The sequence below is a fragment of the Margalitia sp. FSL K6-0131 genome (assembly GCF_038008735.1).
Taxonomy (GTDB): Bacteria; Bacillota; Bacilli; order Bacillales; family Bacillaceae_C; genus Margalitia; species Margalitia shackletonii.
The window spans coordinates 715,693-731,564 of sequence record NZ_JBBOZS010000001.1 but is presented as its reverse complement, the minus strand read 5'-3'; the positions used below and the strand labels follow the sequence as shown (position 1 = coordinate 731,564).

Annotated in this window: 12 protein-coding genes and 1 pseudogene; 7 read left to right on the top strand and 6 right to left on the bottom strand. The window is 38.5% G+C overall.

Going from position 1 to position 15,872, the window contains the following annotated elements:
* Window positions 1-135 precede the first annotated feature (135 nt).
* The 3 genes and pseudogenes from NSQ59_RS03680 to NSQ59_RS03670 all read left to right on the top strand — a co-directional run bounded on the left by NSQ59_RS03680 (window position 136) and on the right by NSQ59_RS03670 (window position 3,196).
* Window positions 136-605: pseudogene (locus NSQ59_RS03680) on the top strand (8-oxo-dGTP diphosphatase).
* 223 nt (window positions 606-828) lie between these two features.
* Window positions 829-2,280 carry a MocR-like pyridoxine biosynthesis transcription factor PdxR gene (gene pdxR, locus NSQ59_RS03675; protein WP_126649311.1) on the top strand — a complete coding sequence of 484 codons (1,452 nt, stop codon included), beginning with the start codon at window positions 829-831 and terminating at the stop codon, window positions 2,278-2,280.
* A gap of 1 nt (window position 2,281) precedes the next feature.
* Window positions 2,282-3,196, top strand: coding sequence for a D-alanine--D-alanine ligase (locus NSQ59_RS03670; protein ID WP_340829336.1), 915 nt, complete (start codon window positions 2,282-2,284; stop codon window positions 3,194-3,196).
* Between the two features lie 823 nt (window positions 3,197-4,019).
* Here the strand turns inward: NSQ59_RS03670 and NSQ59_RS03665 are convergent.
* From NSQ59_RS03665 to NSQ59_RS03655, 3 genes are all read right to left on the bottom strand, one after another.
* The gene (locus NSQ59_RS03665; RefSeq protein WP_055738309.1) at window positions 4,020-4,775 is read right to left on the bottom strand and encodes a DUF2161 domain-containing phosphodiesterase; all 756 of its coding nucleotides are present in this window, start codon (window positions 4,773-4,775) and stop codon (window positions 4,020-4,022) included.
* Window positions 4,776-5,434: 659 nt separating this feature from the next.
* Window positions 5,435-7,243: a ribosomal protection-like ABC-F family protein gene (gene abc-f / locus NSQ59_RS03660; RefSeq protein WP_340829331.1), complete on the bottom strand. Its 1,809-nt coding sequence runs from the start codon at window positions 7,241-7,243 to the stop codon at window positions 5,435-5,437.
* 297 nt (window positions 7,244-7,540) lie between these two features.
* Window positions 7,541-8,461 (bottom strand): LysR family transcriptional regulator, encoded by a 921-nt coding sequence (locus tag NSQ59_RS03655; RefSeq protein ID WP_340829328.1) that lies wholly within the window; start codon window positions 8,459-8,461, stop codon window positions 7,541-7,543.
* 118 nt (window positions 8,462-8,579) lie between these two features.
* Here NSQ59_RS03655 and NSQ59_RS03650 point away from each other — a divergent pair, with 118 nt between their 5' ends.
* Window positions 8,580-8,897 (top strand): thioredoxin family protein, encoded by a 318-nt coding sequence (locus NSQ59_RS03650; protein WP_340829326.1) that lies wholly within the window; start codon window positions 8,580-8,582, stop codon window positions 8,895-8,897.
* A 253-nt stretch (window positions 8,898-9,150) separates the two neighbouring features.
* Here NSQ59_RS03650 and NSQ59_RS03645 read toward each other — a convergent pair whose 3' ends face one another.
* Window positions 9,151-10,527 carry an FAD-binding oxidoreductase gene (locus tag NSQ59_RS03645; protein WP_340829322.1) on the bottom strand — a complete coding sequence of 459 codons (1,377 nt, stop codon included), beginning with the start codon at window positions 10,525-10,527 and terminating at the stop codon, window positions 9,151-9,153.
* Window positions 10,528-10,713: 186 nt separating this feature from the next.
* On the opposite strand from NSQ59_RS03645, the gene NSQ59_RS03640 reads away from it, so the two are divergent.
* The 3 genes from NSQ59_RS03640 to NSQ59_RS03630 all read left to right on the top strand — a co-directional run bounded on the left by NSQ59_RS03640 (window position 10,714) and on the right by NSQ59_RS03630 (window position 13,030).
* Window positions 10,714-11,196 (top strand): DinB family protein, encoded by a 483-nt coding sequence (locus tag NSQ59_RS03640; RefSeq protein ID WP_340833127.1) that lies wholly within the window; start codon window positions 10,714-10,716, stop codon window positions 11,194-11,196.
* Window positions 11,197-11,226: 30 nt separating this feature from the next.
* A complete protein-coding gene (locus NSQ59_RS03635; RefSeq protein WP_340829321.1) occupies window positions 11,227-12,366 on the top strand; it encodes a winged helix DNA-binding domain-containing protein in 1,140 nt (379 codons plus the stop codon).
* Window positions 12,367-12,586: 220 nt separating this feature from the next.
* A complete protein-coding gene (locus tag NSQ59_RS03630; RefSeq protein ID WP_055738305.1) occupies window positions 12,587-13,030 on the top strand; it encodes a GNAT family N-acetyltransferase in 444 nt (147 codons plus the stop codon).
* A 261-nt stretch (window positions 13,031-13,291) separates the two neighbouring features.
* Here NSQ59_RS03630 and NSQ59_RS03625 read toward each other — a convergent pair whose 3' ends face one another.
* Both NSQ59_RS03625 and NSQ59_RS03620 read right to left on the bottom strand, forming a co-directional pair.
* Complete coding sequence (locus tag NSQ59_RS03625) at window positions 13,292-14,275, bottom strand: alpha/beta fold hydrolase (RefSeq protein ID WP_055738304.1); 984 nt, start codon at window positions 14,273-14,275, stop codon at window positions 13,292-13,294.
* Between the two features lie 586 nt (window positions 14,276-14,861).
* Entirely contained in the window at window positions 14,862-15,785 is a 924-nt protein-coding gene (locus NSQ59_RS03620; RefSeq protein ID WP_340829316.1) for a GNAT family N-acetyltransferase, read from the bottom strand.
* Window positions 15,786-15,872 lie beyond the last annotated feature (87 nt).

The following is a 15,872-nucleotide window of genomic DNA, read 5'->3' as shown; positions in this document are numbered from 1 at the left end:
TTAATTGAAAAGCTCTAGTATATACAAAAGTAGTCGAGTGCTTAAACTCGACTACTTTTTTTGACTTTTAGTACAATTTGTAAATTTTTACGTTAAAATGTAATTATTCTTGCAAAAATTAGAGAGGTAAAGTAAATGAAGGAAGGAATAAATTACAAGTTTTGGACGGTTTGCATGGTACAAGATGGAGATTCCGTACTGCTATTGAATAGACAACATGATAATTTTAAAGGATACATTCCCCCTGGCGGAAAAGTAAAGTTTCCTGAAAGCTTTACAGAAGCCGCAATAAGAGAAGTGAAGGAAGAAACTGGGCTAGAGGTAAGCAACCTAATTTATAAAGGACTTTATGAATACGTTAATCCTGAAAAAAATGATCGATATATGATTTTTAACTATATTACGAATTGCTTTACCGGAACGTTGTTAGAAGATGCACCCGAAGGAAAACCTGTTTGGGTCCAATAAAAGAAGTCCCAAATCTTCCTATGCAGACTTCTATAAGAAGATTCCCATTGTTTTTTGAAGAAGGAACTTTTGAAATTCAGGTTGAATGGAACAATGAGAAAAACCAGGAAGGAAAAGTTACTATAAGGAAAACGTAAGAGTATAAATTAATATCAAAGAATGATTATAGAAAGCCCGCATCCACGCTGTCAGGCTTTCTTTTCTTTTATGTTATCCCCAAAGTTAGTACAATAAAAGTATCCCAAAATCAAAAGTGTCCATGAAGAAAAGACAAAACCACTGGTTCGGGAAAATACATAGGTGGTGGACCTTTTGAAACCATTAAGGTTATGTAAAAATGATAGCAAGGGGTTGAAGGCGTTGTTTAACGATTTTAAGCCTGTGGACGGTCGTCCTGTTTATATTCAGCTAAAAGAATATTTGAAGAAAATGATTACAAATGGGCATCTGCTTGAGCATCAGAAGTTGCCTTCCACCCGTGAACTAAGTACTTTATTATCCGTCAGCCGGAATACAGTTCTCACTGCTTATGCAGATTTGGAACAGGAAGGGCTCATTTACGCGATAAAAGGAAAAGGAAATTTTGTTGGGCGTGTTGAGACTTCAAAAGCTCCTTCCATTCAACTTAATTGGGAAGAAAAAGTTAGCGAGGTCACCTTGCTTGCTGAGGAAATGGACCTGATGAAGCACGGTGTTCGCTGGAACAAAGGAATGATTGCATTCAATAGCATTGCACCCGATGAAAAGCTTTTTGATGTCGAAAACTTTAAAAGAGCTTTTCTGACGAGAATGTCGATTGAAGGAGACATCGTCCTTAACTATGGATATGCAAAAGGCTTCAAGCCCCTAATCGATTACCTTTTACAGTATATGGAAATCAAAGGCGTGGATATTTCAAACAAGGATATTCTGATTACCAATGGTTTTACGGAGGGGCTGGATATTTTATTATCCTCACTTGCCAAAAAATCAGGTCGGATCCTTTGCGAGAATCCTACTCATCATTCTGCCCTTAAGCTTTTCCGTTTGCATGGGTTTGAAATCCATGGAATTGAAATGGAGGATGATGGAATAAACATTCCGCAACTAGAAAAATCCTTGTCTGAATCCAATTTTGATTTTTCCTATTTAATTCCGTCCTATCATAATCCAACCGGGATTGTCACCTCCTCTGAAAAAAGAATGGAAATGATGAGACTGATGTCGAAATATCAAATTCCAATTTTGGAGGATGGGTTTAACGAGGAATTGCGCTATTCAGGTTCCCACTTAGCCCCTTTTGCAGCCTTTGCCGGGAATGGCAATAATGTCATCTATTTAAGCAGCTTCTCCAAAATTCTTTTTCCAGGTTTGCGTGTCGGCTGGATTTTGGCAGACAAAGAACTGATCTATTATCTAGAGAGCATGAAGCGGGCACGAACTATTCACACTTCTACGCTAGATCAGGCTGTTTTGTATCAATATCTGCATGACGGACATTTTGAAAAATATTTAAAAAGGGCCAGAACTGTTTATAAGAAGAAATATGAATTAGCGGTTCATGCTTGTGAACAATACCTGCCTTTTAAAAGAATAACTGGTGATGGCGGCCTTCATCTTTTTATAGAATTAGAAAAACATATAAATGTGCGAGAGTTATTAAAAAAATGCTATCAAATGGGAGTCGTCTTTTCACCCGGAGATATTTTTTATACAAATGGAGGAGGAAGTAATACCTTCCGTTTGGGATTTTCAAGATTAAAAGAAGAAGAAATTGTGCGCGGCATAAAAATAATTGGTGATATATTAAAACGAGAATTTGGAGGTTCATAAAATGAAAGTTGGCGTTATCATGGGAGGTGTATCCTCCGAAAAGCAAGTATCCCTTATGACCGGGGGAGAAATGATTGCACATTTGGATAAAAGTAAATATGAGGTTATACCTGTTGAACTTAATAATAAGGAAGATTTGGTCGAAAAAGCGAAAAATCTTGATATCGCACTTCTAGCCCTTCACGGAAAATACGGAGAAGACGGAACCATCCAAGGTACGCTTGAAACCCTTGGCATCCCATATACCGGAAGCGGCATGTTATCCAGCAGTATTTGTATGGATAAAAATATCTCGAAAAAAATTATCCGTTATGAGGGTATTCCAACAGCAGATTGGATTTGCCTTTCAAATCTGGAAGAGCTTCATATGGATGAAATAGACAAAATGGGTTACCCTGTTGTGGTAAAACCTAATTCCGGCGGTTCAAGTGTGGGAGTAAAACTCGTGTATGATCAGGATTCCTTACTTTCCGCTGTTGCTGAAGTGTTCGAATGGGATACAGAAGTCCTAATTGAAAAGTATATAAAAGGTGAGGAGATTACCTGCGCGATTTTTGACGGTAAGCTTTTACCTATTATTTCGATTCGACATGCTGCTGAGTTTTTTGACTATAATGCAAAATACGACGATGTTGCTACCATCGAAGAGGTGGTGGAACTGCCTCCAGAATTAAATGAACGCGTTGCCGCTGCTGCATTGGCCTGCTACAAAGCACTTAAATGCAGTGTTTACGCAAGAATTGACATGATGGTCAAGGATGGAATCCCATATGTCATGGAGGTTAATACATTGCCAGGCATGACAAAAAATAGCCTACTCCCAAAGAGCGCCCAAGCGGTTGGCATCTCCTACAGCGAACTCTTGGATATGATTATTGAAACCTCGTTAAAGGTTAGGAAAATGGAAGGATTTTAATTGAAGCCTTTATAGAAAAAGAAGTATTCTAGTTCCTTAAAGTGGATTAGAATACTTCTTTATTTGGTTAAGCAAATGTTGTAGGGGTTCTATTTCAACAATAGTGGTCCTTTATTGTTTTGATGAAGGACACTTTTGGTTTCTGGCACACCCGGTTTGGACTTCATTGCCTTCATGAAGGACGCTTTTCGATTCTGGTACACCTAGTTTGGCCTTCATTGCTTTGATGAAGGACACTTTCCGATTTTGGTACACCTAGTTTGGACTTCATTATTGCGATGAAGGACACTTTCCGATTTTGGTACACCTAGTTTGGACTTCATTACCTTCATGAAGGACGCTTTCCGATTCTGGTACACCTAGTTTGGACTTCATTACCTTCATGAAGGACACTTTTGGTTTCTGGCACACCCGGTTTGAACTTCATTACCTTCATGAAGGACACTTTTCGATTTTGGTCCATCTAGTTTGAACTTCATTACCTTCATGAAGGACACTTCTCGATTTTGGTCCATCTAGTTTGGACTTCATTACCTTCATGAAGGACACTTTTGGTTTCTGGCACACCCGGTTTGGACTTCATTGCCTTCATGAAGGACACTTTCCGATTTTGGTACACCTAGTTTGGCCTTCATTACCTTCATGAAGGACACTTTTGGTTTCTGGCACACCCGGTTTGAACTTCATTACCTTCATGAAGGACACTTTTCGATTTTGGTCCATCTAGTTTGGTCTTCATTACCTTCATGAAGGACACTTTCCAATTCTGGTTCAACCATTTTGTCCTTCATTACCTTCATGAAGGACATTTTATGATTCTAGTTCATCCATTTTGTCCTTCATCGTTTTGATTATGAGTGGTGCCTGACAATAGGTCTAAATAATATTTGACCAGCTCCGGGTATTCTTTTATTTCTGTATTTCCTTTTTCCGTGAGCGTGTAAATTCCTCTGCTAACTTTTTCGAACCACCCGTAATAATTTTGGGTCAGGATGGATAAGGTTTTGTCGCCTGTGCCCATTTTACGGAGATTTTTTGGAGATAGCGGTCCTTCTCGCTCCATATAACAGGCAATCTGTATGCAATTTTCCTTATATGCGGTCATGATTTTTGTTTTGTTGCTGCCCCCGATATTATAATCCGCACTCCGTCCTTCTATTTCCTTCAGCAGATTCAGCCTTTTTTTCTTATTCATCTGCATGCTTCTCTTCCGATCAAAAGGAGCAGGTGAAAGAATGATTTCTGCCTTTGCCCCACTTTTCAAAAAAGATACTATGATTAATCCTAGCTCCAGTCTTTTAATCAAATGACACATATCATGCCATTTTTTGGAGTACATTTTATACTTCGGCTTCGGGATGGCAATATAGACAAGATCTGTTAAACGCTGTCTTTTCGCAGCTTGTATCAAAAGCTCCACCGTCAAATTCTTTTTCATTTCAACGATGATAAGCTCTTCTCCTTTAACAGCTGTTAAATCACAGTCCTTTACCTCGCCGTTCACCTCATATCCTTCCCGAACAAAAAGCTTCCTGATCGGCTCATATAAATCCGACTCATATAGTTTATCTTTTCCCATGAAAATCCTCTTCTCATTCGGCTTGCTCTTGTTTAATCAAACAAATGCTTAAACACACTTCTTCTTTTTTCCCGATTTATTCATAGTTGCTTAACCTGCTGGATTCCTCTAGTTAGTTAGAAACTAGAACTAATTTTTCTTTCCTATTGGTCTTTTGAAACCCCATAAAGACCTTTTCGATCTACTTTTTCCTTCCCCTTGGTCTTTTGAATCCCTATAAAGACCATCTCGACCTGATTTTACCTTCCTCTTGGTCTTTTGAAACCCCATAAAGACCTTCTCGACCTACTTTTTCCTTCCCCTTGGTCTTTTGAATCCCAATAAAGACCATCTCGACCTGATTTTTCCTTCCTCTTGGTCTTTTGAACACCCATAAAGGACAACTAGATCACAATTTTCCCTTCCCCTCGGTCTTTTGAATCCCTATAAAGACCATCTCGACCTGATTTTACCTTCCTCTTGGTCTTTTGAACACCCATAAAGGACAACTAGATCACAATTTTCCCTTCCCCTCGGTCTTTTGAACACCCATAAAGGACAACTAGATCACAATTTTTCTTCCCGTTGACCTTGAACCCCTATAAGGACCATCTCGACCTGCTGTTTCCTTTCCTTTAACCATTTGAATTCCCTAAAGGACAACTGACTCGGGCTTTCCATCATTTTTTATTTGTTTTACCCACTATTGTATTTTTCCGTTCCTCTAGTTTCCTCTTTATCTCTTTTATTTTATCTAAGTTCACCTCTTCTTGACCATATAATTCAACAAGCTCCATTTCTAGCAGGGATATTTCATTCTCTATTCCTTGGTTTTCAGGAGTCAGTTGATGGCTTTCCTCCCAATCCACATAGCTGCCTTTGTAATGAGAGATGTTGCCCGCCTCTATTTCCATAACCCGATTCGCAACCTTTCTGAGCAAATAAGGATCATGCGATACAATTACGACGGAACCGGGATACACCGCTAAAGCCTCTTCTATTTGTTCGCGTGTACTGATATCCAAATAGTTCGTCGGCTCATCCAACACAAGCAGATTCGCATCGGAAAAGTAGAGCTTTACAAACGCAACGCGGCATTTTTCTCCCATACTCAAGTCCTTAATTTTTTTAAAAACATCCTCACGGCGGAATAAGAAACACGCCAAAATCGTCCTTGCCTCTTCCTGAGTTAAATGGTCTAGCTCAAGCAGCTCATCAAGAATCGTATTTTCCATATTTAATTGATCCAGTTCCTGCATAAAATATCCGATTTTCAGCTGTGGATTCCGTCGAACCTCACCTTCCACTGGTAAAATAGTGCCTGTTAAAAGCTTTAATAAAGTTGTTTTACCAGAGCCATTTTTCCCTATAACCGCCAGACGATCTCCACGAGAAATCTCCATCTCCAGATTTTGAATAAAAGGAAAGTCCGGATTGTACGAAAAAGATACATTTTTCATTCCTATCATCCGTTTTCCTTCAAAAGCCTCCGCATCGAAAATGGCTTCAATCCCCTTATTCTCTTTGGGCCTTTCGATTTTCTTGTTTTCCAATCGTTCTAATGCCTTCTCCTTCACCTTCACTTGTTTCGCATGCCTGCCCGCTTGCTTTTTAGCAAACGGATTTCGTTCGCTCGCTGAATTCGACGCCTTCTGATACCACTGTTTATACGTTTGAATAACTTCTAGTAGCTTTTTTCGTTCCTGATTGTATTTTTTATATAATTCCTCTGCTGCATGCTGTTCCTGGTCATGCACCTCTTTATAAAAAGAATATCCTCCAGTGTACCGCTTAGTGCCTTTATCCGTTAATGCATAGGTAATAGAAGCAACTTTATCGATAAAATCACGTTCATGCGAAGTGAAAAGCACGGTCCCTTTATATTGCCGCAGCCAGCTAACCAACCACTCTACCGATTCGATATCCATATGATTCGTTGGTTCATCCAAAACGAGCATCTGCGGATCTTTAATGAGCAGCCTTGCCAGCTTCACACGAGTTTTTTGCCCTCCGCTTAACTCGGAAAAAGAAATATTCCACCATTCTTGGTTAATCCCGAGCTCTTTGGCAACACGCTCAATCTTCGCTTCCCATTCGTAGCCTTGGAGATCCATATATTGCTGTAAGGTATCGTTGTAATCCTCAACAAAACCAGTATCCTCGTTCCAAAGCTCCTGCATTTGCTCCAATCTATTTTTTAATTCATAACACTGTTCATTTCCCATGTAGATGTATTTAATCGTTGTGAGATCAGCGTTCACCTGTTCATCCATCATCCAGCCAATTTCATCGCGACCCAGACCAAACTCTAACTTTCCGCCTGTCTGCGAAATCTGCCCGCATAATACTTTTAACAATGTTGTTTTTCCAACCCCATTGTTTCCTATTAAAGCAACATGATCTCCCCGTTGAATGTCGAGGTTCACACCTTGAATAATGGTAATTCCGTTCAATTCCACACTTAGATTATCTGTTTTTAATACATGCATATTGATCCCTCCACCTAAAAAAATAAAACAAAAAAGCACAGACGACTGCCTGTGCTAAAATAGATGGATCAATATACAAACACAAATAAAATACCATTAGGAATTTTACTTCTTATAATCCGAATTGACATATAAAAATAGACATACTAATCCCATCACTCTGACCACGCACAGGCAGAGTCCTTTTTTGCTATAAAATTGCTTAGCGTAAAAGGTTATAGAATCATATCGTCTATTTTTGATGCCTCCTTCAAGAAATTACCTTTATTATAACATGTTTTTTAGTAATGGCAATATTCATTTTTTTCCTTTCTTTACCACCATCGATTGATAGCTATTAAACAATTTTAACGATAAATTCATTGTATATTCTTGTGTCTCATGAATAAAAGCGGTTACGGCAGGACTCATATAGTCTGATGATTTTACTTCAAGTCCTAAATTCTGATACACTTGCGGATTTAAGTAAGAGATATTGACATTAGTCAAACTGGGGGGAACAGCCATCTCCGGTAGTATCGTATTGCCGACCCCTTCTTGAACCATAGCGATGATAGTCGATATATCGCGGACTTCAAATGGAATCGTTGGAGACACTTCCTGTTCCTTAAAAATTTTATGAAGTATACTCTGACATTCCTTTGGCATGATAAATGGCTCGTTAGCGATATCTTTTACATGTATAGATGGTTGATTACTTAAGCGATGATTTTCTGGTACAAAGACGACCATTTTATCCTGAAGCAAGGGAATAAATTCAAATTCATGCTTTTCTTCTGTTACGACCCCAATATCAATAATCGATAATTTGATCCAATTTCTAACTTCTTCATAACTCCCTTCATATAGAATAACCTCCACACCAGGGAATCTTCTCTTAAAGGAGCTGATCATTCCCGGCAATAATTTGGCAGACATGTTTGAAATGCTGCCGATTTTTATCGTTCCTGTTTCTATTTCCGTGATTCCCGCCGCTTCATTCACTATTTTTGTTTTAATCATCAACAATTCTCGAATAAGACCGGTAATTCGTTCCCCTATTTTGGTTAAGCTTACACCATTTCTGTTTCGAATCAGCAATTTAATATTGAGCTCTGATTCTAAAGCAGCAACCGCTTGGCTGACGGCAGATTGGGAAAGACCGATTTGCTCCCCGGCTTTGGTAAAACTCCCTGTTTCCACCACTTTTATAAAAACCTCTAATTGAAATAAAGTCATAAAGCACCTCGTCATTACATTAGTAAAAACTTATCCAACTAATTAGAAACATTAATTTTACTTATATTAAATTTCATCATATACTACAATCAAAATCAAATAGAAAAAGGTGAGTAGCTTGATAATAAATGCAAATGGACAAGAAATTATGAAAGAAATCCAAACGAATACCCCCGTGCTTGTAGATTGTTGGGCTCCGTGGTGTCCAGCATGCAAAATGTTAGCTCCCATATTAGATGAAATTCATGAGGAGTTTGGATTAAAAATGATAAAGGTAAATGCTGATGAGAATGAGGATTTTATCAGTAAGTTTCAAGTACTGGGCTTGCCGACATTATTGCTTTTTCAAGAAAACCAGTTTGTAGAAAGAATAATTGGCTATCAATCTAAAGAAACACTTATCGGTATTTTAAAAAGCCAAGGGATGATAGTATAAGTAATGGCGGGATTAAACTGCTCCCGCCTTATATCGCGTTATAATCTAGGTCCGACGCACAGCATAAAAAGGATAAATCGAGTATGCGATTCATCCCCAAAATTTATCCACTTTCACAAAGCTGGTTTGATAAAAATTTGAATCTGTTTTTCATTACCAAATACATGAATAAAATGTATGGTGAAATAGACTAGCAATCCAGTAGTAATATGTGCAGCGCATGAGAACCAATATAATAATATCCCATTTTTCATTAATCCATAAAAATCTTTCCAGGATTCAAAATCCCTTTTGGATCCAATACGTTTTTTATCAATTTCATCACATTTAATGCCTCACCGTGTTCTTTTTGTTGATAAATAGCTTTTCCTACTCCTACCCCGTGTTCCCCGGTACAGGAACCGCCGCGACTGTGAGCATAATGTACAAGATGAGCATTTAACTTTTTGGCTTTTTCCAATTCTTCTTTATTATTGGGATCTATCATCACAATCGTATGATAGTTTCCATCGCCGACATGACCCAAAACGGCGCCATCCAAACCAATTTCGTCAATTGCCTTTCTCGCATCATGGACAGCCCCGCCCAATTCAGACATGGGAACTACAACATCCGTGACCATCATTTTTTTACCAGGAGATTTATGGACAAAGGCGTAGGCTAAATTATGGCGAACCTCCCATAGCCGATTTCGCGCCTTTGAATCAGTCTCAAATAAAAACTCTTCACATTGATTATCGAAGGCCAATTTTTCCGCAAACTCAACATCATACCGCATTCCAGCTTCACTTCCATGGAATTCCATAAATAAGGTTGGCTTCACGGGGAAGTCTGTGTTGTTGTATAGATTCACTTGTTGAACCGACCTTGCATCTACTAGTTCAATCCTAGCCATCTGAATTCCTGCAGACATAATGTCAGCTACAGCACTAACGGCAGTTTCAATACTAGGAAATACAGCCCTAGCTGCGGTTATTGCTTCAGGTATTCCATATACTCTTAGTGTTAACTCTACAAAAGCACCAAGGGTTCCTTCTGACCCGACAAACAAGCCTGAAAGCGAATAACCTGAAGAAGATTTAACCGTCATACTGCCGGTATGAATGATACTCCCATCTGCAAGCACCACTTTCAAATCCCGAACCTGATCACGCATTACCCCATAACGCACAGAAGTCGTTCCACTTGCATTCGTTGCCGCCATTCCGCCAATTGTGGCATCCGCTCCCGGGTCAACTGGAAAAAACAAGCCATACTTTTTCAGTTCCTTGTTCAATTGAGTTCTTGTCACTCCAGGCTGGATTCGAACAAGAAAATCCTCGGGACGGACCTCAAGAATTTGATTCATAAGTTGGAAATCGAGCGAAATACCGCCGTGATATGGAATAACATGACCCTCGAGACTAGATCCAACCCCAAATGGTGTCACAGGAATCTCCCGTTCTGAAGCAAACTTCATGATGCGACTTACATCTTCTTCATTTTTCGGAAACACTACTACATCCGGAAAATGCGGCGTATGATAGGATTCATCCTTGCTGTGCTGATCCAAAACCGTTGGATTTATGCTTACCTGATCTCCAGGGAGAATTTTTTTTAACTCTTCAAGCAATGCTGCCGACATCCCCATATGCTATCACTCTTCTTTCCTCTAAAAATCAGTATTTTAAAAATTCAATTACTATCATTATGATAAAATATTTGAAATCATCAAACAAATAATAAGATTACAATATAATTTAACTTCCATAAATGATACAATACACATATTAAGAACAAGGAGGACAATTATTTGAAAAAGAATCCCACGCAAGATATGTATGATTACAATGTTTGGGCAAATAAGGAAATAATCAATCATCTAAAAGAACTTCCTGAGGACATTTATCATCATGACTTACAAAGTGGCTTTTCTTCTATTTCACAAGTGTTAACCCACATTTATCTCGTTGAGCAATCATGGTTCGAAATTCTCGCAGGCAAAACAATGAAGGAAGCCTTTGCACTCGCAAATCAGTTACAAAAAGAGCTAGAATCAATAGATATTGAAGAAATGTTAAACCTCTATGACGATTTATCCCTCAAAAACAAATCATTTCTAGACCAACAAGAAAATATGGATCAAGTTATTATCGTTGATAATCCTTATGCTGGAGAATTGGAAACGTCTATTTATGAATCCGTTTTCCACGTTGTTACTCATGGAAATTACCATCGCGGTAATATCACTACAATGCTAAGACAATTAGGACACCCATCGGTTATGCAAGATTATGGACTTTATCTATATAAAAGATAAGCTCTAATAAATGATTAGGAGGCTTACCATTTGAAGATAAATAATGCAACTCAAAGCAATGAAAAATTCAAAGGAAAGCCTTCAGTCCTTAGTACCAGGGCCTTGAACCGTGCTTTACTCGCAAGACAAATGTTACTGAATCGTGTAGATATCCCTGTAATAGATGCAATTGAGCGCCTTGTTGGGATACAAGCTCAAGACCCGATGGCCCCATATTTTGGTCTTTGGAATCGACTTAAAGAATTCTGCCAAGAAGATCTTTCCAATCTCATTCTAGATAAAAAGGTCGTACGCCTCGCCTTGATGCGCTCTACCATCCACTTAGTGTCATCACAGGATGGCATGAGTTTGCGACCCTTAGTTCAGTCTGTCCAAGAAAGTGTTTTAAAAAATTCTTTTGGCAAGTACCTTAATGGTGTGGATACTTGTGCGATTGCAGAAGCCGGTCGTGCTTTAGTTGAGACAAAGCCACTTACATTCAGCGAACTTGGTAAACTATTAGGTAATCAGTGGCCGAATGTTGATTCAGCAGCCCTCGCAGCTGTCGTTCGGACAATGATTCCGCTTGTACAATTGCCGCCACGTGGAATATGGGGTAAGAGCGGGAAGGCGGTCCATACTTCCGCTGAAGTTTGGCTAGGCGCGCTCCCCTTCTCAAAATTAACTACTGAAGATATGATACTGCGTTATTTAGCTGCATTTGGTCCCGCTACTATTAAGGATATACAGGTTTGGTCCGGCCGCACTCGGCTTATTGAAAATGTAGAACATCTTCTACCGCAGCTCATCATTTTCCATGACGAAGAAGGAAATGAACTTTTCGATATTCCTAATGCTCCAAGACCTGAAGAGAACATTCCGTCTCCACCAAGATTCCTGGGAGACTTTGACAACATGTTACTGTCCTATGCCAATCGGAAACGAATTATGGATGAGTCCTATCGTAATAAAGTTTTTACGAAAAATGGAATCATCCGGCCAACCATACTCATTGATGGCTGCGTCTCCGGAATATGGAAATACGTAAAAGAAAAAGGTATTGTTAGACTCATTATCGAGCTTTTTAAAGAGGTTTCTGAGCAGGACCAAAACGAATTAACGGAAGAGGGAAACAGATTGTTAGACTTTATTGAAGGTATGGAAGGTCCCCGGGAAATAGCTTTTGTTTGAAATGATTCTCTATTTAGCTTTGAAAATGCAATAGAAACTTTTACGCTTATACGAATTAATAACGGAACAATGAACCTAACTAAAAGTCCATTATTATATTTAAAAACTAAAAAGGACATCTGCCTTTTTTGTGAAAATCCCCAAAAAATAGATGTCTATTTTTATTGGAAACCTTTAATTTTTGAATATTGTGTATAATCCAAGAAAGGAGAGATGGGGTATGTTGCATTTAAAAACGATTACGAAAGACAATTGGGTAAAGGCCATTTCGTTACGTGTCAGAGAAGATCAAGTGAAGTTTGTGGCTTCAAATGCGGTATCGCTGGCTCAATTAAATTTTCTAGACAATTTCCATGCAAAAGGAATCTATCAAGAAGAGGAAATGATTGGATTTGCACTTTATGGAATTGACGAAGACGACCATGAGTATTGGATTTATCGCATGATGATCGATCAAAAACATCAAGGAAAAGGGTATGGAAAGGAGGCAATTCAACTCGTCATAGACGATATCAGAAATATGAAAGAGGATTGCCATCAAACCATTACACTGTCGTATGAACCAACTAATGAACACGCAAAACGAGTTTACGAAAAAATAGGTTTTCAAGAAATAGACGGATTAATAATTGAAGGCGAACAAGTATCCCGGTTTACGTTTTAACAGTAGCTTCTATTAATTAAGTGGACATAGAATCCGTTATTTTTAATAAATCCCCCTAATTTAAAGACGAAGCGGACTCTAAGTACGTTATTTACGAAAAAACAGAAGGAATTTACTGCTTTTTTGCAAAATAGCAGAACCTCAGACCACAAAGATAAGAACCCAATTTGTAACCAATACGGTTCAGTTTTTCGCCAAAAGTGAAATTGATATAGTTTAAAGACAAAACCAAATCAGTATAGCGATTTGGTTTAGTTAATATTAATTATTTGGATTTTTTTGTGATTCTCTATAGATAATCTCAGAAAACTTTTCCTTCTCCTCAAATAACGGGGAATGTGCTGAATTCTCAAACCATATCCACTGTTTTTCATCTGCTTTAATGGATTGAAATAGTTCCCTTGTAGGTTCCGGCACGACTGTTAGATCATATTTTCCCATCAGAAAATAAATGGGGATCTTCACGGTTTTAATCATACTTTTTAAATCAACGGTCTTTAGTTCATTACGAAGAGCCTTTTTGCTGAAAACCTGACCTGCTAAAAAGCGATGATAATCATGAAATTTATATTCCGTACCTTGAATGACATGTTTTATCATCGATTTTAATAGCTTCCCATCACGCGACATACCTCCGCCTAATATATCCAAATATTTGTTTAGTACCCGTTGCTTTTTCAGTTGAGTCCACGGCGGTTGCCCTATTTTTATTAAATCCTTAATAGCTTTTTTATGGTTTTCCTTTTTAGCCTTTTCCAGCAAAACTTGGTATGAAGCTTTTTCGTTCTCCAGATAGTTGGCTATTTGGGCAATTCCAAAATATTGATAAAAGAGATCCGGTCGTTTATGAACCGCTAGTAACCCAATGATGGAACCCCATGAATGAGCCGCAATATAGATTTTATTTTTCTTAAATCGTTGACGTACATATTCTGTCAGCTCAATAATATCATCTACAAATTTCTGTACAGTCATTTCCCCTTTAGGAATGATTTGCGAATAGGACATTCCAGATCCCCTTTGATCCCAATTGACCACCACAAAATGCCGTTCTAATTCCTTTTGGAAATGTCGGATATAACCAATTTGACTGGCGCCCGGCCCTCCATGAACCATTAAAAGGACAGGTTTTGTCGAATCCTCTCCTCTGATATAGACCCATTGGTTCACTCCATTTAACGGAAGACCAAATAGCTCTGAGATGGAATTTTCTTTATTTATAGGAAACGCTTTTCCTCTATACATAGGTCCGCGACCTTTCTTTTTTAGTCATCCTCTCTATTTTAAAACGAATTTTTTTATTTTACCAAGGGAATGAAAACCATACTATCCAAACAGTCCCTTACCCTTTTATAAAGTTTGGGCTCGGAGAAAACCTTTTGAATTCATTTTTCAGGCATAATCACCAGTTTATGTTCGATTCCTCTTTTATTTAACTTCTATTTTCCTCCATTTCAGGGGAATTATGACTCTTATTGTTAAAGTTGTTCTGTGGTTTCCTCTGTTAATGGCACGTTCCTACTCTGATTGTTACCGTTGTCCCGAGATTTCCTCTGTTGCGGGCACTATCAGGCTCTGATTGTTACCGTTGTCCCAAGATTTCCTCTGTTACGGCACATTCCACCTCTGATCGTTACCGTTGTTCCGGCATTTTCTCCGCTACGGGCACATTCCACCTCTGATCGTTACCGTTGTCCCAAGATTTCCTCCGTTACAGGAACAATTCTTCCACTATCGTTACCGTTTCCTTGGATCCTCCTCTTTATTGGGCACCAATCCACAAACAACAATTTTCAATCACATTAAAAAGCCAGCCCCAGGCTGACTTTCCTTACTTCAACTCTATATAAAATCGCTTTTCTTCCGATATTTCCTTAAACCCAGCAGAGCGATAGAGGTTTAATGCCTTATCGTTATCTGTAACAACCTCCAGCTGGGCTTCTTTTAATTCAACTGATTGTAAATGCGTAAGACCAGCAGCAAGAAGATATCTTCCCAGACCTGATTTTCGATAAGCTTCTTTTACAAAGAGATCTTCAATCACCCCTGCTTGCTCACCTAAATCCTCCCACGCCATTACGCTTCCGACTATGTCCTCACCGTCGAAAGCCGTAATGGCAGTCCAATTTGGGTTCCTCTTAAACTCCAACAATCTTTCTAAGCCAAGCGGATTATCTGGCCAAATTTCTTTTTCTGCTCGCAGATACTTCAATTGTTCCTCTTCCTGATTCATCTGCCAATGTCGGACTTCAATACCTAACGGATACTCGCTTGCAACCATTTCCTCTGATAAATCTCTTGCCATTCCATATAAACTGTTCAGAGGTTTAAATCCATTCGCAAGATAGAATGCATTATTTTCCTCTTCTTCGCGAAAATTTCCGACACATAGTAAACAACCAAATCCAGTCGGCAACGAATCTTTAATTTTCAGCGCCTTTTTATACAATGATTCATACAATATTTGATAGATCTCTGTTTCCTTTTCATAATCAGGGTGGATTTTTATATTGATAAAAATTTTATGCTTTAAGTCGTGACTATCCCCTTCCTCCATGACAGCGATTGGTTGTACTTGTCCTTTTCCAATAAACTTGTCGCCTATAAAAGCACAGTCACAAAAATTCCATGTAAAAGATTCTTTTCCCGGCCACCAATAAATGAAATCCACGTATTTTTCCTTCAATGACTGATAGAGCTCAACCACTTTAGAATGATATGCCGGTTCATATTTTTTCAGAAAAAAATGATTCAATATTGTCCTCCATGTATATATAAAATTTAAAATTCTGAATACACTTACATTCTAACATTCAACTCAGACTTAAAACTAGACATTCGA

What these genes read in the sequence shown, in the direction of transcription:
- NSQ59_RS03670 (WP_340829336.1), top strand. Translation starts at nt 2,282, where the DNA reads ATGAAAGTTGGCGTTATCATGGGAGGTGTATCCTCCGAAAAGCAAGTA.
- NSQ59_RS03665 (WP_055738309.1), bottom strand. Translation starts at nt 4,775, where the DNA reads ATGGGAAAAGATAAACTATATGAGTCGGATTTATATGAGCCGATCAGG.
- abc-f (WP_340829331.1), bottom strand. Translation starts at nt 7,243, where the DNA reads ATGCATGTATTAAAAACAGATAATCTAAGTGTGGAATTGAACGGAATT.
- NSQ59_RS03655 (WP_340829328.1), bottom strand. Translation starts at nt 8,461, where the DNA reads ATGACTTTATTTCAATTAGAGGTTTTTATAAAAGTGGTGGAAACAGGG.
- NSQ59_RS03645 (WP_340829322.1), bottom strand. Translation starts at nt 10,527, where the DNA reads ATGGGGATGTCGGCAGCATTGCTTGAAGAGTTAAAAAAAATTCTCCCT.
- NSQ59_RS03640 (WP_340833127.1), top strand. Translation starts at nt 10,714, where the DNA reads ATGTATGATTACAATGTTTGGGCAAATAAGGAAATAATCAATCATCTA.
- NSQ59_RS03630 (WP_055738305.1), top strand. Translation starts at nt 12,587, where the DNA reads ATGTTGCATTTAAAAACGATTACGAAAGACAATTGGGTAAAGGCCATT.
- NSQ59_RS03625 (WP_055738304.1), bottom strand. Translation starts at nt 14,275, where the DNA reads ATGTATAGAGGAAAAGCGTTTCCTATAAATAAAGAAAATTCCATCTCA.